Below are 22,249 nucleotides of genomic sequence, written 5' to 3'. Positions count from 1 at the left end.
AATGATCGAAAAACAATTTCTCATTCAAAATTCATCATTCAAAATTTCTTATGATGGATCTACTAAGAATAATGGTTGGTCAAATTCTACTGGAGACATATCGTCAACCAATATTTTTACAATTTTACCAGACACTTCAGATTCAATTTCGTTAAATAATTTCATTGCTTCAATAACACAAAGCACATCTCCTTTAGAAATAGTCTTCCCTACTTCAACAAACATAGGTTTATCCGGCGATGGTTTTCTATAGAAAGTTCCAATAATTGGAGATTTTATAGTGATATAATGAGAATTTTCTACTACTGGAGCTTCAGCAACAGCTACAACGGGAGCGATTTGTTGTGGAGCTACTTGTGGAAGTGCGTTTTGAGCCGGCATTTGTTGAACATATGTGGTCTCCGTTACATTCCCCTCTAAAGTTGTTCTAATGGTGATTTTAACATCATCCATCTCTAATTTAACTTCTGCAACACCTGAATTTGCTACAAACTTGATTAGATTTTGAATTTCTTTTAAATCCATAATTATTTATTTTAGTTTAAATTTATTTTTTATCGTATGCCCATTTTAAGTAAATAGAGCCCCAGGTAAATCCTCCTCCAAAAGCTGCAAAAATAATAGTATCTCCTTTTTTAAATAAAGATTCAAAATCGTAAAGTACTAAAGGCAACGTTGCAGAAGTGGTATTTCCGTATTTTTCTATGTTCATTAAAACTTTTGAATCTTCTAAATTCATTCGGCTCGCTGTAGCGTCAATGATTCTTTTATTTGCTTGATGCGGAACTAACCAATCTACATCGTCATTGGTCAGATTATTTCTTTTCAAAATAAGTTCACTGGCATCAGCCATATTTGTAACTGCATATTTAAAAACAGTTTTACCATCTTGGATGATATTGTGTCTATTGTCTTTTACAGTTTCGAAAGTTGTAGGAACTAAAGAACCTCCAGCGGGAATTTTTAAAAAGTCACGACCTACACCATCACTACGCAAATATTCATCTTGCAATCCCAAACCTTCATAATTAGGTTCGAATAAAACTGCTCCGGCACCATCCCCAAAAATAATACAGGTTGATCTATCCGTATAATCAACGATAGAGGACATTTTATCAGCCCCAATCAAAAGTACTTTTTTATATCTACCCGATTGAATATAAGCTGCAGCTGTTGACATTCCATATAAAAAACTGGAACATGCGGCTTGTAAATCGTAAGAAAAAGCATTTATAGCTCCTATTTCAGTGGCCACATAAACACCTGTTGATGCTACCGGCATGTCCGGGGTAGCGGTTGCCATTATTAATAAATCTATTTCTAAAGGGTCAATGTTTGCTTTAGCCAATAAATCTTTTGCTGCCATAATGGCTAAGTAGGAAGTTCCTTTATCTTCATCTTTAAGGATTCTTCTTTCTTTTATTCCTGTACGGGAGGTAATCCACTCGTCATTTGTGTCAACCATTGTTTCTAGCACTTTGTTTGAAAGCACAAAGTCTGGCACATAGCCTCCAACAGCGGTAATTGCGGCGGTAATTGTATTCATTGTATTCGATTATTTCTTATCAAATGCTACCATTTGAAAAATTCTTAAAAGACTTGAAAATTACAAAAAAAATACCAAAACGTATTGATTTAGAACTTCTTATTTAATGAAAATTATAAACAACAAAAAAACTCTCACGATGTGAGAGTTCGAATATCATTTACAAAAATGTATTAAGCAACAGCTACAGATTTATCTATAACAACTTGCCCTCTGTAATACATTTTCCCTTCATGCCAGTAGGCTCTGTGGTATAAATGTGCTTCCCCTGTGATTGGGCAAGTCGCGATTTGTGCTACAGTAGCTTTGTAATGTGTTCTTCTTTTATCTCTTCTTGTTTTGGAGATTTTTCTCTTAGGATGCGCCATTTTACTATATTATTTATCCGTTAATAGTTGCTTTAATTTGTCCCAACGCGGGTCAATATTTTCTTCTTTTTGTTCTTGTTTATGCTCTTTTTTTTGTTCTTTTATTGTCAGTTCTTTCAGTTTTGTCAAGGCTTCGGTATTTAAACTTCCGTCTTTTATTCCTGGATGAACTCGTCTTAGAGGCACAGACAATACTATCATTTCATAGATATATTGTGCAATATCTACTTCAAACTCTCCGTGTGGTAAAATCAACAATTCTTCATTGTCACTATTATACATTTCTCCAAAACGAACAATCAATTTCATTTTACCTTTAACAGGCAAATCAAAATCTTCACTGGTAAGATCGCAAGGAACATTTACAGTTCCTTTATGCTTTAAACTTAACTCCAGCATTGTACTTTTTTTCTCTAAAACTACATTTACTTTGATGTCTGAATTTTGAAATTCATTATAATCAAAGATTTCAAAGAACGCATTACTTATTTGATATTCAAATTGATGTTTCCCTAGCTTTAATCCTACGAAAGGAATTAAATATTCTTTTGTCTTGCTCATTTCAACAACAATTTACCCTAAACTTCGGGAGTGCAAAGATATAAAATTATTACAAATCTAATAATGTTATTCACCTTTTTTTGTTCACAACTGTTTTTCTTTTGTTTTCAAAGGTTTTTGACTGATTTCCTTGTATTGATTTCTAGAATGAAAGATATCTATCGCAAGATAAATTGCCTCTTTAAAGGAGTTGTAATCCGCTATACCTTTTCCTGCAATATCATAAGCGGTACCATGGTCTGGCGAGGTTCTAATTTTATTTAAACCTGCCGTATAATTCACTCCTTTTCCAAAAGATAATGTTTTGAAAGGGATTAGACCCTGATCGTGGTAAGTTGCAATAACAGCATCATATTTCTCATATTGATTGCTGCCAAAAAACCCATCTGCCGCAAAAGGACCAAAAACTAACGTTCCTTTATCAAATATTTTTTTCAATGCCGGTTTTATTATCAAATCGTCTTCTGTACCTATAACTCCTCCATCACCACAATGTGGATTCAATCCTAAAACAGCAATTTTCGGCTTGTTAATACTAAAATCCTGAATTAACGATTGCTTTACGGTTTCTATTTTTTGCTTAATCAATTCTTCTGTCAAATGTGATGCAACTTCACTCAAAGGAATATGATCTGTCAACAAACCAACCCTTAAATTATCCTGAACCATCAACATTAACGCATTTCCTTCTAACTCTTGATTTAAATAATCAGTATGACCCGGAAATTTAAACGTTTCTGACTGTATGTTGTATTTATTAATTGGCGCTGTTACTAACACATCAATCAATCCCTCTTTCAAAGCTTTGGTTGCGGCAACAAAAGATTTTATAGCATATTCCCCTACCTTCTCATCATTTGTGCCTGGATTTAAATCAATGCCCTCTTTCCAAAGATTCAAAATATTAATCTTACCCAGAACAATTTGATCTAACCTATCAATCCCATGAAGCGTAGAAGCAGATTCGAAACTCTTTTTTACAAATGACATTATTTTAACATTGGCAAAAATAACTGGTGTACAAAGTTCCAACATGCGAGAATCTTCGAATGTTTTCAGTACCACTTCGCTTCCAATACCGTTCAAATCTCCTATAGAAATTCCTACGATTATATTTTCTGCTTTTTTCATCATGACCTCACGTTATTTATTGCTAATTTTGAAGTGCAAATTTAGTAAAATAAAATAAGAAATGTTTACAGGAATCATAGAAACCCTTGGTGTAATCCAAGAAATAAAAAAAGAGAAAGACAACATTCATATCACAATGAATTCATCAATCACCAGCGAATTACAAATAGACCAAAGCGTAGCTCACAATGGAATCTGTTTGACGGTAGTTGCCTTAAATGACACTTCCTATACCGTAACTGCCATTGATGAGACTATAAAAAAAACAAATTTAGGTTCCTGGCAAGAGGGAGACAGGGTAAATCTTGAAAGAGCAATGAAGTTGGGCGACAGACTCGACGGCCATATAGTTCAAGGCCATGTTGACCAAATAGGAACTTGCATCGTAGCCGACGAAACTAATGGAAGTTGGCTTTATACTTTCGAATATGACGAAACACTAAACAACATTACCATTGAAAAAGGTTCAATTACGGTAAACGGAGTAAGTTTGACTGTAGTAAACTCAAATAAAAATCAGTTTAGCGTAGCAATTATCCCATATACGCATGAACATACCAATTTTAATTCCTTTAAAGTAGGCACAAAAATTAATCTTGAGTTTGACGTAATAGGCAAATACGTCGCAAGACTATACGCCAACAAATAGAAAACCACAAAAACCCTATAAAAACAAAAACTCCAATTTAAATTGGAGTTTTTGTTTTTAATTTAAAGCTACAAATGATATAAATACCAAATAGAACTGCAATTATCATTAAAATAAAAATATTTTCATCAATAGGCAAACCTGGAGGCGGAGGCGGAGGCGCTGGCGCAGGAGGACCTGCAGCCAAAACATTAAAAATGCCAAGCGTAAATAAGATTATAGTGAAAAATTTTTTTTTAATAACTTTCATAAATCAGAAAAATAAGAGATAATTATCTAACACGAATATTTTTCCATCATATTTATTCTTTTGCAAAAAAAACATATCGTTTTAACAAAAACAAGAGTATTCGTGACAAAAGTATGATTTTTTTACATGAAATTTGCTTTTTATATTGTTATAAAAAAAGCCTTTCAAGAATTTTGAAAGGCTTTTTATGTGGTCCCACCTGGGCTCGAACCAGGGACCACCTGATTATGAGTCAGGTGCTCTAACCAACTGAGCTATAGGACCGGTTAAGAGTTTGCAATATTACTACTATTTTTCATTTGCTCCAAATATTTTTGACTTAGATTTTCAGATAGTTTCATTATTAAGAATTTACTAATCGAAACCAACTGAAGATTAGAATCCTACCTTTTTATCTAAAAAAAATTATCGTATTTCCTGACATAGCTCAATCAAAACACCATTCGTGCTTTTTGGATGTAAAAAAGCGACTAGTTTGTTATCGGCCCCTTTCTTTGGGATTTCATTCAAAACAACAAAGCCTTCTTTTTTTAAACGCGCTATTTCCAGTACGATATCCGCTACATCAAAAGCGACATGATGTATTCCTTCTCCTTTCTTGGCAATAAATTTCGCAATAGGACTATCGGGATTAGTGGCTGCTAAAAGCTCAATTTTATTAGGACCAATATTAAAGAAAGAAGTCGCAACCCCTTCACTTTCCACTTCTTCGAACTTATAAGCCGGAACACCAAATAGCTTTTCGAAAATTAAATTTGACGTTTCTAAATCGTTAACTGCAATTCCAATATGTTCTATTTTTCTCATTATTTAAATATTCAACTAAGATTAATTTATAAAATTTAAAGGCAGAAAAATTGTATTATTTAAAATTTACCAACATTAAACCCATGTAAATTTAAACATTAAAAATCATAAAAAACAAGAGGAATTATAAAAGTAAGCCTAGTTAAATCCCTCATAATAATTCGATAAAAAGTTTCGATTACATTAATTATAATTGTTATTTTGTAGATTCTAATTTTGATTTGATATGTTGAAAAACAATTTAAAATATATTTCCATATTTCTGCTTTTACTTATAATTGGCTGTGCAAAAAGAGGAAGCATTACCGGAGGCTTAAAAGACACTATTGCTCCCGTTTTAAAAACAAGTTTCCCAAAGAATTTCAATACCAATTTCAAAGGAAATGAAATTAAATTGGTCTTTGACGAAAATATAAAATTAAAGAATCTAAACAAACAGCTGGTTATTTCACCACCAATGAAAAACGAACCTTTGATTCTTCCTACAACCGTAAGTAAATTTATTACAATCAAAATAAAGGACACGCTGCAACCTAATACGACTTATAGTTTCAACTTTGGCCAGAGTATTGCAGATAATAATGAAGAAAATCCATTAAACCAGTTCAAATATGTGTTTTCAACGGGAGACTATATCGATTCTTTATCCCTTAGCGGAACTGTAAAAGATGCCTATGAAAAAGAAGTGGAATCATTCGTTTCAGTCATGCTGTATGAAGTAAATGACACCTTTAAGGATTCAATCGTGTATACTAAAAACCCGAGATACATAACGAGCACATTGGATAGTCTAAAAACATTTCGTCTTGAGAATCTTAAAGCAGGAAAATACCTTCTTGTAGCAATGAAAGACTACAATAACAATAATAAATTCAATCCAAAAAAAGATAAAATTGGATTTAGCAAGCAATTCATTACCGTTCCAAACGACACAATTTACGAATTAGCATTATTCAGACAAGTTTCCTCATTCAAGGCTTACAAACCAAGCCAGGTGTCTGGAAATCGATTAGTGATGGGATACGAAGGAAAGATAAATAAAACCAATTCAAGACCTAAAATAATCTTGAAAAATCACAATGAAATCATTCCCTCCATTGTTACGCAATTACCTAAAAAAGATTCGTTACAAATATGGTACAAACCCATAAAAACCGACTCATTAGCCTTGGCTGTAGCCCAAGACAAATACAACGCAAACTTCTCCTTTAAAATTAAAGACCAGAAAAAAGACAGTCTAAATATTGCTCGTGTACAAAATAGCGGGTCAAATTTTAAAGAACGATTTACTTTAGAATCTGCTACACCATTGGTAACTTTTGACAATTCAAAAATAAAATTAGTTAACAAAGGAGCTATTCCTGTTCCTTTTACAACTGAATATGACGAATTTAATCAGAAATTGTATTTCGATTTTAAGAAAGAACCCGCAGAAGACTATAGCATTTCCATTCTTCCTGGTGCATTAATTGATTTTTTTGAAAAATCTAATGATACACTATCTTATAAAATAACCACCAAAAGTACTGATGAATACGGAAATCTTAGTGTGTCTTTACAAAATGTGAAACAATTTCCTGTGATTGTAGAATTGACCGATACAAAAGGAGAAATTTTAGGTACTGAATACACTGAAAAGAACACAACAGTTGACTTTAATTTAATTGAACCCGGGCTTTATACACTCAGAGCTATTTATGATGAAAACAAAAACAAAGAATGGGATTCGGGCAATTATTTAGAAAAAAGACAAGCAGAAGAAGTGATCTATTTTTCTAAAGAAATAGATGTTCGCCCTAATTGGGATGTAAACCAAATTTTTGATCTGAGTATTCCTTACATTCCTGAACCTAAAAAGAAAACAGATAAAAAAGAATAAATAAAATTATCCTTTTTTTATTTCAAAAACATCTCTATCATTCAAAAAACCTAACTTTTGTCTGGTTTGTAGTATCTTTTCCTTACTTAATTCAGCGTAGAAAATACTTTCAGATTCTACCGGTTCGACACTATAATTTCCAAGAAAATCTACCACTTGTGAATGTCCGCTATATTCATAGCCATTGTTATCTTCTCCTATTCTATTAACCCCAATCACATAACACATATTTTCTATGGCACGGGCTTTAAGCAATGCATCCCAAGCATTTATCCTTATTTTGGGCCAACTTGCTACATAAATTAACAAATCATAATCCTCAGAATTCCTGGAAAATACCGGAAATCTCAAATCATAACATACTTGCAGGCAAATTTTCCAATCTAAATAATCCACAATAATTTTTTGGGTTCCGCTCGTGTACACTTTGTCTTCGCCGGCAAGAGTAAATAAGTGTTTCTTATCATAGAATTGTATTTCTCCTGATGGAAAAACGAATACTATCCTGTTGTAAAAATTATTGTTTTCTTCTATAACTAAACTCCCCGTAATAGCCGTGTTTTGGGCTTTTGCCAATACTTTAAGCCACGTTACGGTTTCACCTTGCATCGTCTCCGCCACATTTCCTGGACTCATCGTAAAGCCGGATGTAAACATTTCAGGAAGTACAATCAAATCAACATTCTCATCAATTGCTTTGATTTTTTCTTCGAAATAGTTTCGATTGGCTTTTGGGTTTTCCCAATATAAAGAGGATTGTATAAGTGCCGTTTTCATTTGAAATCATTTTTATAAAGATAAAAAAAAACGCATTCAACTTTACATTGAATGCGTTTTATAAATTTCAGTTTATCGGTTTTATCCTTTCAAACTTGCAGACATATATTCTCTGTTCATACGAGCGATGTTTTCAAGAGAAATTCCTTTTGGACACTCTACTTCGCAAGCTCCAGTATTAGTACAGTTACCAAAACCTTCAGCATCCATCTGGCTAACCATATTTAAAACTCTATCAGTAGCTTCAATTCTTCCTTGCGGCAATAAAGCATATTGAGATACTTTTGCAGCAACAAATAACATAGCCGATGAGTTTTTACAACTCGCAACACAAGCTCCACAACCAATACAAGCAGCTGCATCAAAAGCATCATCCGCATCTTTCTTGTTTATTGGAATAGTATTGGCATCAATTGTATTTCCAGAGGTATTTACTGAAATAAATCCTCCAGCATGTTGAATTCTGTCAAAAGAACTTCTGTCAACAACTAAATCTTTAATTACAGGAAATGCTTTTGCTCTAAATGGCTCAATAAAAATGGTATCACCATCCTTGAACATTCTCATGTGCAATTGACACGTTGTAACACCTCTGTCCGGTCCGTGTGCTTCACCATTGATATACAAAGAACACATTCCGCAAATTCCTTCGCGACAATCATGATCAAAAGCTACTGGCTCATCCCCTTTCATGATTAATTCATCATTCAAAATGTCAAGCATTTCAAGAAATGACATATCCGGTTCAATATGATCAATAGGATATTCGACTATTTTTCCTTCTGCAGCGGCATTTTTTTGACGCCATATTTTTAATGTAAGTTTCATATTTTTAGTTTGAAAGTCATAAAGCCGAAAGTCGAAAGTCGATTGACACGGAGCCATTTGACTTTAAGACGTTAGACATTAGACTATTATTTATAACTTCTTTGAACTAATTTCACGTTATCAAATACCAACGGCTCTTTGTGTAAAACAGCTTCACTTGGTTTTCCTGTGTATTCCCAAGCAGCTACGTAAGCGAAGTTCTCATCATCACGTTGTGCTTCCCCTTCTTCTGTTTGGTATTCTTCACGGAAATGTCCTCCACAAGATTCATTACGATGTAAAGCATCTTTAGCGAATAATTCTCCCAATTCAAGGAAATCAGCAACACGAGTCGCTTTTTCCAATTCTTGATTCAATCCATTAGCATCACCAGGAACTTTTACTTCTTTGTAAAACTCTTCACGTAAAGCAGCAATTTCTACAATCGCTTCGTTTAATCCTTTTGCGTTACGAGCCATACCAACTTTGTCCCACATAATCTTTCCTAATTTCTTATGGAAATAGTCAACAGAATGCGTTCCTTTATTGTTGATGAATTTTTCGATTTGATCTTTTACTGCTTTCTCAGCAGCTACGAACTCAGGTAAATCGGTAGAAATAGTTCCCATTTTAATATCTGGAGCTAAATAATCTCCAATAGTATATGGCAATACGAAATATCCGTCAGCTAAACCTTGCATCAAAGCCGAAGCTCCTAAACGGTTGGCTCCGTGATCAGAAAAATTCGATTCTCCAATAGAGAAACAACCTGGAATTGTAGTTTGCAAGTTATAATCAACCCAAGTACCACCCATTGTATAATGTACCGCAGGGTAAATCATCATTGGAGAAGTATAAGGATCTTCATCTACAATTTTATAATACATTTGGAACAAGTTCCCATATTTACTTTTTACAAGTTCAGTACCTAATTTAGTCACTAACTTAGTATCCTTAGTGTCCAATCCTTTTACATACGCTTGCTCATTTCCGTAACGTTGAATCGCTGCGGCAAAATCCAAATAAACTGCTTCACCTGTTTTGTTTACTCCAAAACCGGCATCACATCTTTCTTTGGCAGCACGTGAAGCTACATCACGAGGCACTAAGTTACCAAAAGCAGGATACCTTCTTTCTAAGAAATAATCTCTTTCACCTTCTGATAAATCGGTTGCTTTTTTCTTTCCTTCACGAATCGCTTGCGCATCTTCTAATTTTGCAGGAACCCAAATACGACCATCATTACGCAATGACTCTGACATTAATGTCAATTTCGATTGGTGATCTCCAGAAACTGGAATACAAGTTGGGTGAATTTGTGTGTAACAAGGATTTGCGAAGAAAGCTCCTTTTTTGTGGATTTTCCAAGCTGCAGTAGCATTAGATCCCATTGCGTTGGTTGACAAGAAGAAAACGTTTCCGTATCCTCCAGAAGCAATAACAACAGCATGCGCAGAGTGTCTTTCTATTTCACCGGTAACTAAGTTACGAGCGATAATTCCTCTTGCTTTTCCGTTTACTACTACTAAATCCAACATTTCGTGACGGTTGTACATTTTTACTTTACCACGACCAATTTGACGGTTCATTGCTGAGTAAGCACCCAAAAGCAATTGTTGACCTGTTTGCCCTTGTGCATAAAAAGTACGAGAAACCAAAGTTCCTCCAAAAGAACGGTTATCTAATAATCCGCCATATTCACGAGCCAATGGAACACCTTGTGCCACACATTGGTCAATAATATTAGACGAAACTTCAGCTAAACGGTGTACGTTAGCCTCACGAGCACGATAATCTCCCCCTTTTACAGTATCGTAAAACAATCTGTGAACAGAGTCACCATCTCCTTTATAATTTTTTGCAGCGTTTATTCCCCCTTGTGCAGCAATGGAGTGCGCACGACGTGGCGAATCTTGAAAGCAAAAAGCTTTTACGTTATATCCTAATTCTGCCAATGTTGCAGCAGCAGAACCTCCAGCTAAACCTGTACCAACTATAATTATATCTAAATTACGTTTGTTAGCAGGATTTACTAAATTAATATGATCTTTATAATTTGTCCATTTGTCCGAAATTGGACCACTAGGAATTTTTGAATCTAATGCCATTATAATTGAATATTAATGATTGAAATGATGAAAAAGTGCAATGAAAATAAATCCGGCAGGAACTACATAAGCAAATCCTAATCCGAAATTTTTCAATCCTTTAGAATATTTATTATTAAATCCTACAGATTGAAAAGAAGAACTAAATCCGTGTTGTAAGTGTAATGCTAACAATCCAAAAGACAAGCTATATAATACTGTACGAACCGGGCTTTCAAATTTAGCAACTAGTTCATGAAAATACCTTGTTTCATCTAACGGATTACATTCTACATACTTGTACACCATTTCCGGAAACCAGAAATCATAAAAATGCAATCCTAAAAATGCCAAAATTACTGAACCCGAAATAATCATATTTCTTGAAGCCCAAGAAGAATTTGCAGCTCCGTTATTCTTTGCGTAAGCAATTGGCCTCGCACTTCTATTTTTAAAATCCAAAACAAAACCCATAATAAAGTGAAAAACAACCCCTACAATTAATATAGGTTGTATTACGAATTGAACTAATGGATTATTTCCCATAAAATGGGATATTGAATTAAAAGTATCGGCACTAAATACCGATGTCATATTGATAAAAAAATGCTGTGCTAGAAACAACATCAAAAAAAGTCCTGAAAGCGCCATAGCTACTTTTTTTGCTATTGACGATTTCAATAATGCAGATTTTGCCATAAGATTTATATAATTTGTTTTAAAAAATTCTACAAAAATAAAGCAATTAGACAGCAACTACAACCTTTTCGTTGTTATTTATAATGATTTTAAAGTGTTTTACACAAAACACCAAGAAATCCTTAAAAATCAAACAAAATTCAAAAAACAGCAAAATAATCGGTTAAACAAAAAAGAAATAAATCTTAAATAAGACATAATGAAATTTACCAAAAATCAATCCTCAAAGAGGCTAAAATTACCGATTCAATAATTTTTATTATTATTTATTTCTAAATTAATAAAAACACTAAGTACCTTAATTTTATTTCCTAAAATAATTGTACCAAGAGAATGCGTTTCTAACTTTACATGTTAAAAATTGAATAATGAAAACAGGAATTGATTCCATCTCTTTTGATGTTGCTAAAATACATTTACCTATTAAAACTTTGGCGAAGGCCCGAAATATTGAACCAGAAAAATTAGAAAAAGGTTTGGGTTTAATCAAAATGACACTACCTGATTCACATCAAGATACAGTAGTTTTTGCTGCAAACGCTTTGACTAAACTGATCCAAGAAAACAATCTGAATCTAAATGAAATTGCAAGAATATATGTTGGAACCGAAAGCGCTATTGATAGTTCAAAACCAATAAGTTCTTTTTTAATCGCCTTAATGGAGCAAAAATTCGGAGAAAACACTTTATCCGAATGTGATGTAGTTGATTTTACATTTGCTTGTATTGGCGGCGTTGATGCGTTGCAAAACTGTATTGATTTCGTAAAATTAAACCCAGCCAAAAAAGCAATTGTTGTCACTACTGATTTTGCAAAATACGATTTAAATTCAACCGGAGAATACACCCAAGGCGCTGGAGCTTTAGCCATGTTGATCACTTCAAACCCAAGGATTATTGCATTTGACAACAATTGGGCGACAAGTACAAAAGGTGTTTTTGACTTTTTCAAACCCTTCCGAACACTTTCGAAAGAAGAAATTACAGGAAATGCAACCAACGAATCATGGTTTGACAATCTGGAAGCCGAAATAGAAATTCACAAGGACCAACCTGTTTTTGACGGACAATATTCCAACCAATGCTATATGGATCGTACCAGAAACGCCTATTTTTCGTTCAAAAAATTAAAAAACACGAGCGAAACCATCTATAATTCATGGGCAAGCATCATTATGCATTTACCTTATTCGTTCCAAGGGCGTCGCATGTTGTCTGAAATTTATGCTTTGGATGCCGAAAATAAAATCATCTCCGGAGAGGAAGACGCTTCGGAATACCAAAATAAATTGAAGGGAATCAGTAAATCTGAAGAATACCAAAATTTTGTAACTGAAAAATTAATGCCCGCTGAATTAGCTTCTTCATTAATTGGTAATTTATATACCGGTTCCATTTTTATGGGCTTACTTTCTACTTTGGCACATTTTTATGATACGGAGAAAGAAATTTCAAATTCAAAATTTGGCTTTTTAGCGTATGGAAGCGGTTCTAAATCCAAAGTTTTCGAAGGAGAAATTCAGTCCGATTGGAAAACGGCACTAGCTGGTATTAAACTTTTTGAAACCTTAGAACAAAGCTTTGAAATTGATTTTGAAACTTATGAAAAACTCCATAAAAAAGAACAAAAACAAAGCATTCGACTACCAAAAAACGAATGGATTTTAGAAAGAATAGAAAAAGAAATCCCAAATCTAGTAGGAGCTCGCTATTACAAATGGGTTGATTAAATCATTTAAATCCTGTTTTTATATAAACACAAAATGCGATAGACGTCCGTTTATTTTATTTTGTGTTTTTTATTTAAAATTTGACGAATTCATAATAAAAAACGATTTAAACTTAGTATTTTTGAGTAATTAAAAGTTTAAACTGTATTACCATGAAATACCATCAAATTGACCGGGATTTATTTATAAAAAATCGCACCAAATTCATGGCTCAGATGAAGCCAAAAAGCGTTGCTATTTTCAACTCTAATGACATTTATCCAATAAGTGCCGATAGCACCATGCCTTTTGCACAACACCGTGATATTTTTTATTTAAGCGGAGTAGACCAAGAAGAAAGTATTTTATTGCTTTTTCCTGATGCGCCATACGAACATCAAAGAGCGATGGTATTCTTAAAAGAAACTAGCGAACACATTGCAATTTGGGAAGGGGAAAAACTGACCAAAGAACGCGCTTTTGAAGTTTCAGGAATCAAAACCGTGCATTGGCTTCAGGATTTTGAGAAAATTTTATTCGAAATGATGACCCATTCGGATACGATTTACATCAATACCAACGAACATTACCGCGCCACCGTAGAAACCGAAACCCGTGAAGCCCGTTTTGTAAAATGGTGGAAAGAAAAATATCCGGCGCATGCTGTTGCAAAAAGCAACCCGATATTGCAACGCCTTCGTTCTGTAAAAGAAACCGAAGAATTGGATTTAATCCAAAATGCCTGTAACATTACTGAAAAAGGATACCGAAGATTATTATCCTTTGTAAAACCAAATGTAACCGAATACGAAATCGAAGCCGAACTGATTCACGAATTCATTCGCAATCGTTCCAAAGGTTTTGCCTACACGCCAATTATTGCTTCAGGAAACAATGCAAATGTGTTGCATTATATCGAAAACAACCAACAATGCCAAGCAGGCGATTTGATTTTATTGGATGTGGCTGCAGAATATGCCAATTATTCGAGCGACATGACCAGAATGATTCCTGTTTCAGGGAAATTCAACGACAGACAGGCAGCTGTTTACGAAGCCGTTTTACGAGTAAAAAATGAAGCCACCAAAATGCTTACTCCAGGAACACTTTGGAAAGAATATCATGTTGAAGTGGGAAAAATCATGACTTCAGAATTGCTTGGTTTAGGATTGCTCGACAAAGCTGATGTCCAAAACGAAAACCCGGAATGGCCCGCTTACAAAAAATATTTCATGCACGGAACTTCCCATCACATGGGACTGGACACGCACGATTATGGAATCCTGACAGAACCCATGCAAGCCAATATGGTTTTCACCGTCGAACCTGGAATTTACATTCCTGCCGAAGGTTTCGGAATCCGTTTGGAGGATAACGTAATCGTTCAGGAAACGGGCGAACCATTTAATTTGATGCGTAATATTCCCATTGAAATAGACGAAATTGAAACATTGATGAACTGTTAAACTCCTTTCAAATAGATATAATCAGAACGGCTTACAGCAATGTACGCCGTTTTTTATTGGGTGCACTTCAACCAGAAAATCTAGAACCCAACACCATGTATTCCAAAATCCATCTAAAAACTGTAACTTTATAATCCAGTTTCCGACTTATTAAAAAAACTTAAACTACAGAAATCATGCAAGCACACGAAATAGACTACCACATATATGGCGAGGAAATGCAATATGTGGAAATAGAATTAGACCCTCAGGAAATTGTAATTGCCGAAGCGGGAAGTTTTATGATGATGGACAATAATATCCAAATGGAAACCATTTTTGGAGACGGATCCGGACAGGAAAACGGGTTGTTCGGTAAACTTTTAAGCGCCGGAAAAAGAGTCCTGACAGGCGAAAGTCTCTTTATGACTGCGTTCATCAATCAAAACAATACCAAAAGCAAAGTTTCATTCGCATCGCCTTATCCCGGGAAAATTATCCCAATTGACTTGACACAATTTGGCGGAAAATTTATTTGTCAGAAAGATTCTTTTCTCTGCGCTGCCAAAGGCGTTTCTGTGGGAATCGAATTCTCTAAAAAACTTGGTCGTGGACTTTTTGGTGGCGAAGGTTTCATCATGCAAAAAATAGAAGGCGACGGTCTGGCGTTTGTCCATACTGGCGGAACATTGGCTAAAAAAGAATTAGCCGCAGGCGAAATCCTAAAAGTAGACACGGGTTGTATCGTTGGCTTCACCAAAGATGTAGAGTATGATATTGAATTTATTGGCGGGATAAAAAATTCCATTTTTGGCGGCGAAGGTTTGTTTTATGCGACACTTCGCGGTCCGGGAACGGTTTATGTGCAATCCTTACCTTTCAGCCGACTCGCCGACAGAATCATTGCATCTGCGCCAAAAGCTGGCGGAAGCAGTCGTGACGAAGGCAGTTTATTAGGCGGTTTAGGAAGTCTTCTGGATGGCGACAGACGATTTTAGTATATAATTTAAACTTTCAATTTGTCATTTCAACGAAGGAGAAATCGCATCCCTATGCTTTATGTGATTTCTCCTTCGTTGAAATGACAAAATAATAACAGTTTTCGGAGATGAGAGCCGTTTTTTATCTTAAAATATTTTTTTTAAATTTGGGGCAATGGTTGACAAAGATTTTTGTTTACAATTTTTGACCGCATTAAACTCTTTTTATTGAAGTGTCTCGATATATTTTGAATAATTTCAGTGTAATTATCCTTTATTACTTTACCATTTTCATCTTTTATATTATGATAAAATACTTTTATAGAACGACAATTTACATGTTCAAAAACGGTGTTTAACAGAGCCCTGTCAGACAAACCACAGGAATGTCCCATTATCTGCACTTGAAAATTATTACCCTCAATAAAGTCTAAAAGCGTTTTATAATTTGAGTTTTGAAGATATTGAAAAGATTTAAAATACTTTAAATATTCATTATCATCAATGTTTTCTATAAGTTTATAATTATCATCCATCTCGTCTCCAAAACCAAAATTAATTCTATTACCATTGTCATTTAATCTTCCATGAATTTGTAAATTTTTAACTTCTCCAAAATTCCTATCTTCACCATATTCTTTGGTGAAACTTATGTATTTATCAATAGTTTTTGTATAATTAAAATTTAAACAATAAGTAATTATTTCTTTTCTTTTATCAGGACTATATTCTTTATAAAAATCCTTTAATTCATTATAATCTTGACTTGGAAATTCTAAAAAATATTTATCTTCTCCTAAATTAATTCTTAATAAATCAGAAATAGTTGTCACTCTTTCTTCATCTATAATTATTTTATCATTGAGATATTTTTCTAAACTTTTTTTTACTTGATCAAACTCTGTATTAAGTTTTATTATTTTATCTTTTCTTGAAATTTCAAACTCATCTTTATCTACTAATCTATTTTCTGGCTTTAAATTAACAATACCTTTCAATTGTGTATAATATTCATTTTCAATATCAACCCAATTCTGAATCGATTTCTGATTGATTAATCTAAAAAAAATATTTTTATAATTAAGAATATGAGCTCTTGGATATTTTCCAGTTAGAATATTATTACCATATTCCGTGTAAATTTCAGCTTCAGAAAACTTAACTTCTTGATTAAGTGCAATAAATTGTTTTGATATACAATCAATATTTTTGACGTTCTCGAACTCTACCTTAGAGTTACAATCAAATGAAACAAACTCATCATTATGATTTGAATCCTTAATTCCTCTCCAATAATCATCAATAAAATCCCTGTAAGAAGTAGGCAACCCATGCGCCAAATCAAATCCGTTTCCAAGAATAACAAGTCTGTTCATATTACAAATGCTTTTCTCAAATATACTATTTTTAATACAAGCGCTTTCATGAATTACTTCTATGCTTTTATATTTCTTAAATAGTTAAAAAAATAAAATGTTACTTTTGTAGACTAAATTTTCATTTTGAAACAAATTCTATTTAAAAATACCAACATCTCCTATTCCGATACCGGGAAAGGAACCGCTATTGTCTTACTTCATGGTTTCTTGGAGAACAAAGGCATGTGGGATTTTTATATTCCGGAGTTTGCTAAAAAAAACCGCGTCATCACGATTGATTTATTGGGACATGGCGAAACGGAATGTTTGAGTTACGTGCAAACGATGGAGGACAATGCTGATGCCGTTCACGCTGTTTTATCGGAATTTCGCATCCGGAAAGCCATTTTTGTCGGGCATTCTATGGGGGGTTATGTGGCTTTGGCTTTTGCGGAATTGTATCCTGATACTATAAAAGGATTGGTTTTATTAAATTCAACCGCAAGAGCCGATAGTGAGGAACGAAAAATAAATCGGGATCGAGCTATTAAAGCCGTAAAACAATCTTTCATTAATTTTGTTTCACTATCCATTGCTAATTTATTCAGTGAAACCAACAGAGAGCAACTTTCATCAGAAATTGAAAAAGTAAAAAAAGAAGCTTTAAAGACGCCACTTCAAGGAATCGTTGCCTCACTGGAAGGAATGAAAACAAGAAAAGACCGGGAAGTTTTATTGCATCTGACACCCTATCCAAAACTATTAATCCTTGGCGAAAAAGATCCTGTTCTAAATTACGAAGAAACTAAAGAACAAACAGAAAACACCCAAGTTGAACTGGTTACGTTTCCAGACGGACACATGTCCCATATTGAGAATCAGGAAGAATTATTAAAAGTTTTATTAGCTTTTTTTAAAAAGATTTAAATTATTTTCTCTTCAAAAGGAATATTCTCATTTAAAATTTCACTCAACAAGATGACAATCTGTTCCAAATAATTACTCAAAACTTCTTCATTTATAATTGAATTAACCTCTTTGTCTTCTTTAAAATTAAACGGAAGAAAACCTGCTTTCAAATTTTTAAAAGAAATAATTCCCGCTTCAATTGGTTTTCCTTTTGCCTCATTTTCGTACATGAACGCATAAGCCAAAACCTGAATGATTTTATCGCTTTTAATATCTTCGGTTAATCCTTTCCAGGATTTCAGAGTGACGCTTGCTTTTTCTACTTTACCAGTTTTGTAATCGATAATTCTAATGATTCCGTTGCGCTCTTCAATTCGGTCTACATTTCCTTTTATCAATACCGGAAAAGGCAAATTCGGATGATTTAAAGTTCTTCCAAAAGTTTGTTCCAAAGCTAGAATTTTTATCGCATCGCCGTTTTTAATACTTTTTTCTTCTTCCTTCAAAAAATTTGAAACATTTCGTTTGGCTACTTCAAAAGCCAACAAATTTCGCCCTTTTTTGATTTCACCTTCTTTGTAAACCAATTTGAATTGCTTCAAAACCTCAGCGTCTATTTGTTTGAAACAGTTTAAAATATCACTTTCCGAAATAAACTTTCCAATGAACGGTTCGTAAAGCACTTTCAACGTTTCGTGAATAATGGTCCCTAAGGTATTCAAGGCAATATTCTCTTCCACTTCTTCGACTTCGCTGATGCGTAAAATTTTCTGGAAATAAAACTGAATCGGATTTCGAATATAACTCGTCAATGCCGATGGAGAAAACCCTTTTTCTGCAATTTCTTTCAATCGCACCATAACACTTTCCGATTTTGGAATTACCGTCGGTTGATATGCTGTTTCAGGTAAAACAGCATTATAAATTTCATGAGTAAGCGTATGATTGACCTGTTTTTCCACTTCCAATTGCGTGATGAAACGGCTTTTTTCACCCGCATCCAGTCCTTCACTTTCGGTATTATAAAGCAAGTATATGTTTTTGGCCCGTTGTAACAAATGATAGAAATGATACGTGTAAATCGCGTCTTTTTCTTTGAATGTCGGCAATCCCAATTCACGTTTCACATCATACGGAATAAACGAATTTTGTGATTTACCCGCTGGAAATTTCCCTTCATTCATCGAAGTGACAATAACCGTATCAAAATCCAATACACGGCTTTCTAATACACCCATAATCTGTAAACCATTCAAAGGTTCCCCCTCAAAAGAAACTTCAGCCAAATCAATTACTTGCTTGTAAATAGCATAAAGCGTTTCTATTTTATCGATGTGTTCGTGTTTCGAATAGTAATTAATCAATTTATTAATGACTTTGAAAATGGCAAAAACAAATGCCTTCGTAATTTTCTCTTCTTCATTATCATTACTTAAATTATTCTTTATTGTTTGTAATAATTTAGAAATTGTCTCTAATACTGGAACCGATCCATTCTCCCATTTTTGGAATAACAACAGAAACAACTCCGATGGATTTGCATTCAATTCTATCAATTTATGATGGGTAATAAAAGTGTAATTGTTTTGATTAATTATTTTGACTAGCGCATTCGTTTTCGCATAAGGTTCCACCAATGGATGCGTCAAAATATCCAATACATCTTTATAATACAATACGTAACTTTTGGCATTTCTAGACAAAGAATTCGTGTGCATTTTAAACAGTTTCGCAATTAAAATCTGAGCTGGATTGTTTTTACTCGAATAACCCATAGTAATATTCAAAGCACCAACGCTTGACGGCAAAGAATATAAAAGGGGAACCAAAAGATTTTCCTCGCCAAGAACCACAGCTACTTTGTCAAGCTTGCCTTCAGGATTTGCATTGATGACATTTTCAATAATACTTCCAGCAATTTTGGCTTGACCGATTGTTTTTGGTGTTCCAATTACATGAATGTTTTTAGTCTGCGAAAAATCATTCACAATCCATTCAAAAGGATGCGATTTATAATGTTTCCAACTTTCTTTGAAACGCCTTACGAACAATCCTGCATCATGATACGGATCATTTAGGAACGTCTGATCCACATCCCAATATATTTTGGCTAGATCAGAAGCGATAAGATGTTGGATTATTTTTTCTTCGGCCGCGTTTAGTGCATTAAAACCCGCAAACAAGAATTGTTTATTTTGTACAGAATTCGAAAAATGGTTTAGATTGTTTATCGCTTCACGATAAATCAGACCTTGATAACCGATTCCTTTATTCAATAAATGGGTATAAAGGGATTGATAATAATTGGGTAGTAATTTCCAAAAATCGATGTATTTTTCTAATAATACAGTTTTGTTTTCAACTTCAATTCCCCATTTTTTAATGTCTTCGATATCTTTCAGATACGAAAGAATGTGGGAAGGATCTAATAAATAGCGATCAATTTCATTAAAATCCTGTAAAAGTGTTTTCGCCCAATTGGCAAAGAGTTCGAATGATTGTTGGTTTGTTTTTTCTGTAATAGACAAATAAACTTCATAGAATTCGAATAATAGCTCAATAGGATCAATAGTACGAATGCCGGCGATGTCTTGAATAAAATCTTCAATACTAATAATTTCAGGAGAAAGTATATTTGTGCTTACCTGATTCTTCAGCGCTTCAATCAAAAATATTTTAGCACGTTTGTTTGGTAAAACTACAATTGTATTGGAAAGATTATCAGAATAATTTTCAATTAAAACGGCGGCTATTTTATCTAAAAAAGAAGTATTTGTCATTTTATAAAAATAAAAAAAACGCCCCGATAAATCGAGGCGTTTTCCATAAATATTCTAGAAAGAAATTATTCTTTAATCAAAGATATTTCAACTCTTCTGTTCATTGCTTTACCTTTTGCAGTTTTGTTAGTTGCAATTGGTTTAGTTTCACCAAAACCTGTAGATCTAAGTCTATCAGCAGCAATTCCGTTTTCAATTAAATAATTTTTAACTGCAGCAGCTCTGTTTTCAGATAACGTTTGGTTAAGTTCATTACTACCATCACTATCACAATGTCCTTCGATCATGAATCTTGAATAAGGATATTCTTTTAAGATTGAAGTGATTGATTGTAAAACTGTGTAAGTTCCTTTTTGGAAAGTAGCTTTACCAGAATCAAACAAAATTATTTTACCATAGTTATTTAAAGTCTTCATAACTTCTTCTGAAACTTCTGGACAACCTTGATTAGCAACAGTTCCTCTTACGTCTGGACATTTATCATCTTTGTCTAAAACACCATCTCCATCAGTATCTGGCCAAGGACAACCTACGTTTTCTTTAGGACCTGCAACAGTTGGACATTTGTCATCTTTATCAGCTACTCCATCTCCATCAGAATCTGGACAACCTTTTAATGCAGCTAAACCAGCAACATCTGGACAAGCATCATCTTTATCAGCAATTCCATCTCCATCAGTATCAGGACATCCGTTCAATGCAGCTAAACCAGCAACTTCTGGACAAGCATCAGCACTATCTTGAATTCCATCTCCGTCAGTATCGGGACAACCGTTGAATTGTTTTAAACCAGCAACTTCTGGACAAGCATCATCTTTGTCATATATTCCATCACCGTCAGTATCTTTACCTCCAAATTTGAAGATAAGACCTGCACTGTGTTGAAAATGTGATGGAGCGTCAGGAGTTCCCGAAGCATCTTCTCTATCACCAAAAGATTTTTTGTATTTTGTTGCAAGTTCTAATCCAATGTTTTCAGTAAACCATAAAGTAAGACCAGCACCTGGATTAAGAGTTCCATAACTACTTTCACCAAAGAATGTATATCCTCCACCAACAGATAATGACGGATCAATTACTTTAGAGTTGATTAAGTTCATCAAACTGTATTTGATAGTTGCGTCAACACCGTAATACATTAAGTCTCCAGGATTAGAAACTATGTATCCGCGAGAATCATGACCAACAGCAGTCGGATTAAATTTCACATATTTATCAATTTTGTTTACAGAACCAGTAAGTCCAAAAGAGAAATTATCTCCTATGTATCTAGATACACTAATGTATGACACAGAAGGAAGAATGTTCCAGTTGTCTTTAACAGCGAAAGGCTGAGAAAAATGTCGGTCTAACCAATTATGCCCACCACCAGCACTAGTTTTAGTGTCAACGGCATTAACCCCAAAAGAGATTGCCCATGGATTGTTACTGTCTTGTGCGTGAGAGCTTAAACCCATCACCATCATTACGGCAACTAAAAGTTTGTTAAGATGTTTCATACTTAATT

20 protein-coding genes and 1 tRNA gene are annotated in these 22,249 nt (G+C 34.0%); 6 read left to right on the top strand and 15 right to left on the bottom strand.

The genetic code is table 11. The annotated features are described in order from the left end of the window. Nucleotides 1-48: 48 nt before the first annotated feature. The 5 genes from accB to pdxA form a co-directional block, all read right to left on the bottom strand. Nucleotides 49-525 (bottom strand): acetyl-CoA carboxylase biotin carboxyl carrier protein, encoded by a 477-nt coding sequence (gene accB, locus ACM55M_RS03085; RefSeq protein WP_416856025.1) that lies wholly within the window; start codon nucleotides 523-525, stop codon nucleotides 49-51. A 22-nt stretch (nucleotides 526-547) separates the two neighbouring features. Continuing rightward, the gene (locus ACM55M_RS03080) at nucleotides 548-1,546 is read right to left on the bottom strand and encodes a beta-ketoacyl-ACP synthase III (RefSeq protein WP_416856024.1); all 999 of its coding nucleotides are present in this window, start codon (nucleotides 1,544-1,546) and stop codon (nucleotides 548-550) included. A 173-nt stretch (nucleotides 1,547-1,719) separates the two neighbouring features. Continuing rightward, the gene (gene rpmF / locus ACM55M_RS03075) at nucleotides 1,720-1,914 is read right to left on the bottom strand and encodes a 50S ribosomal protein L32 (protein ID WP_007137315.1); all 195 of its coding nucleotides are present in this window, start codon (nucleotides 1,912-1,914) and stop codon (nucleotides 1,720-1,722) included. A 9-nt stretch (nucleotides 1,915-1,923) separates the two neighbouring features. After that, complete coding sequence (locus ACM55M_RS03070; RefSeq protein ID WP_416856023.1) at nucleotides 1,924-2,475, bottom strand: YceD family protein; 552 nt, start codon at nucleotides 2,473-2,475, stop codon at nucleotides 1,924-1,926. A gap of 84 nt (nucleotides 2,476-2,559) precedes the next feature. Continuing rightward, on the bottom strand, nucleotides 2,560-3,609 hold the full coding sequence (pdxA, locus tag ACM55M_RS03065) for a 4-hydroxythreonine-4-phosphate dehydrogenase PdxA (protein ID WP_416856022.1): 1,050 nt from the start codon (nucleotides 3,607-3,609) through the stop codon (nucleotides 2,560-2,562). Nucleotides 3,610-3,667: 58 nt separating this feature from the next. Between pdxA and ACM55M_RS03060 the strand changes: the two genes are divergently transcribed. Continuing rightward, a complete protein-coding gene (locus ACM55M_RS03060; protein WP_416856021.1) occupies nucleotides 3,668-4,255 on the top strand; it encodes a riboflavin synthase in 588 nt (195 codons plus the stop codon). A 37-nt stretch (nucleotides 4,256-4,292) separates the two neighbouring features. Here the strand turns inward: ACM55M_RS03060 and ACM55M_RS03055 are convergent, their stop codons facing one another. The 3 genes from ACM55M_RS03055 to mce all read right to left on the bottom strand — a co-directional run bounded on the left by ACM55M_RS03055 (nucleotide 4,293) and on the right by mce (nucleotide 5,312). Beyond that, on the bottom strand, nucleotides 4,293-4,505 hold the full coding sequence (locus ACM55M_RS03055) for a hypothetical protein (RefSeq protein WP_416856020.1): 213 nt from the start codon (nucleotides 4,503-4,505) through the stop codon (nucleotides 4,293-4,295). A 190-nt stretch (nucleotides 4,506-4,695) separates the two neighbouring features. Further along, a tRNA-Ile gene (locus ACM55M_RS03050) sits at nucleotides 4,696-4,769 on the bottom strand. Nucleotides 4,770-4,910: 141 nt separating this feature from the next. Continuing rightward, a complete protein-coding gene (gene mce, locus ACM55M_RS03045; RefSeq protein ID WP_416856019.1) occupies nucleotides 4,911-5,312 on the bottom strand; it encodes a methylmalonyl-CoA epimerase in 402 nt (133 codons plus the stop codon). Between the two features lie 226 nt (nucleotides 5,313-5,538). Between mce and ACM55M_RS03040 the strand changes: the two genes are divergently transcribed. Further along, on the top strand, nucleotides 5,539-7,191 hold the full coding sequence (locus ACM55M_RS03040) for an Ig-like domain-containing domain (RefSeq protein WP_416856018.1): 1,653 nt from the start codon (nucleotides 5,539-5,541) through the stop codon (nucleotides 7,189-7,191). Nucleotides 7,192-7,197: 6 nt separating this feature from the next. On the opposite strand, the gene ACM55M_RS03035 is transcribed toward ACM55M_RS03040, so the two are convergent. From ACM55M_RS03035 to ACM55M_RS03020, 4 genes are all read right to left on the bottom strand, one after another. Further along, nucleotides 7,198-7,968, bottom strand: a complete 771-nt coding sequence (locus ACM55M_RS03035) for an amidohydrolase (protein WP_416856017.1) — start codon at nucleotides 7,966-7,968, stop codon at nucleotides 7,198-7,200. A gap of 81 nt (nucleotides 7,969-8,049) precedes the next feature. Further along, nucleotides 8,050-8,796 (bottom strand): succinate dehydrogenase/fumarate reductase iron-sulfur subunit, encoded by a 747-nt coding sequence (locus ACM55M_RS03030; RefSeq protein ID WP_143387023.1) that lies wholly within the window; start codon nucleotides 8,794-8,796, stop codon nucleotides 8,050-8,052. Between the two features lie 86 nt (nucleotides 8,797-8,882). Further along, nucleotides 8,883-10,883 (bottom strand): fumarate reductase/succinate dehydrogenase flavoprotein subunit, encoded by a 2,001-nt coding sequence (locus ACM55M_RS03025; RefSeq protein WP_416856016.1) that lies wholly within the window; start codon nucleotides 10,881-10,883, stop codon nucleotides 8,883-8,885. 12 nt (nucleotides 10,884-10,895) lie between these two features. Continuing rightward, nucleotides 10,896-11,561 (bottom strand): succinate dehydrogenase cytochrome b subunit, encoded by a 666-nt coding sequence (locus ACM55M_RS03020; protein ID WP_416856015.1) that lies wholly within the window; start codon nucleotides 11,559-11,561, stop codon nucleotides 10,896-10,898. Nucleotides 11,562-11,929: 368 nt separating this feature from the next. Between ACM55M_RS03020 and ACM55M_RS03015 the strand changes: the two genes are divergently transcribed. From ACM55M_RS03015 to ACM55M_RS03005, 3 genes are all read left to right on the top strand, one after another. Next, nucleotides 11,930-13,291 carry a hydroxymethylglutaryl-CoA synthase family protein gene (locus ACM55M_RS03015; protein WP_416856013.1) on the top strand — a complete coding sequence of 454 codons (1,362 nt, stop codon included), beginning with the start codon at nucleotides 11,930-11,932 and terminating at the stop codon, nucleotides 13,289-13,291. A gap of 152 nt (nucleotides 13,292-13,443) precedes the next feature. Beyond that, nucleotides 13,444-14,736 carry an aminopeptidase P family protein gene (locus tag ACM55M_RS03010; protein WP_416856012.1) on the top strand — a complete coding sequence of 431 codons (1,293 nt, stop codon included), beginning with the start codon at nucleotides 13,444-13,446 and terminating at the stop codon, nucleotides 14,734-14,736. A 176-nt stretch (nucleotides 14,737-14,912) separates the two neighbouring features. Beyond that, entirely contained in the window at nucleotides 14,913-15,713 is an 801-nt protein-coding gene (locus ACM55M_RS03005) for a TIGR00266 family protein (protein ID WP_416856011.1), read from the top strand. Nucleotides 15,714-15,856: 143 nt separating this feature from the next. Here the strand turns inward: ACM55M_RS03005 and ACM55M_RS03000 are convergent, their stop codons facing one another. Beyond that, a complete protein-coding gene (locus tag ACM55M_RS03000) occupies nucleotides 15,857-17,071 on the bottom strand; it encodes an AbiH family protein (protein WP_416856010.1) in 1,215 nt (404 codons plus the stop codon). 126 nt (nucleotides 17,072-17,197) lie between these two features. On the opposite strand from ACM55M_RS03000, the gene ACM55M_RS02995 reads away from it, so the two are divergent. Beyond that, complete coding sequence (locus ACM55M_RS02995) at nucleotides 17,198-17,980, top strand: alpha/beta fold hydrolase (RefSeq protein WP_416856009.1); 783 nt, start codon at nucleotides 17,198-17,200, stop codon at nucleotides 17,978-17,980. Here ACM55M_RS02995 and ACM55M_RS02990 read toward each other — a convergent pair. Both ACM55M_RS02990 and ACM55M_RS02985 read right to left on the bottom strand, forming a co-directional pair. After that, the gene (locus tag ACM55M_RS02990; protein WP_416856008.1) at nucleotides 17,977-20,742 is read right to left on the bottom strand and encodes a PD-(D/E)XK nuclease family protein; all 2,766 of its coding nucleotides are present in this window, start codon (nucleotides 20,740-20,742) and stop codon (nucleotides 17,977-17,979) included. The genes ACM55M_RS02995 and ACM55M_RS02990 overlap by 4 nt on opposite strands. 65 nt (nucleotides 20,743-20,807) lie before the next feature. Next, on the bottom strand, nucleotides 20,808-22,241 hold the full coding sequence (locus ACM55M_RS02985; protein WP_416856007.1) for an OmpA family protein: 1,434 nt from the start codon (nucleotides 22,239-22,241) through the stop codon (nucleotides 20,808-20,810). Between the last annotated feature and the right edge of the window lie 8 nt (nucleotides 22,242-22,249).

Source organism: Flavobacterium galactosi, from assembly GCF_048158585.1.
Taxonomy (GTDB): Bacteria; Bacteroidota; Bacteroidia; order Flavobacteriales; family Flavobacteriaceae; genus Flavobacterium; species Flavobacterium galactosi.
Note: the sequence above shows the minus strand (reverse complement) of the source record. Positions and strands in the feature narration are given on the sequence as shown.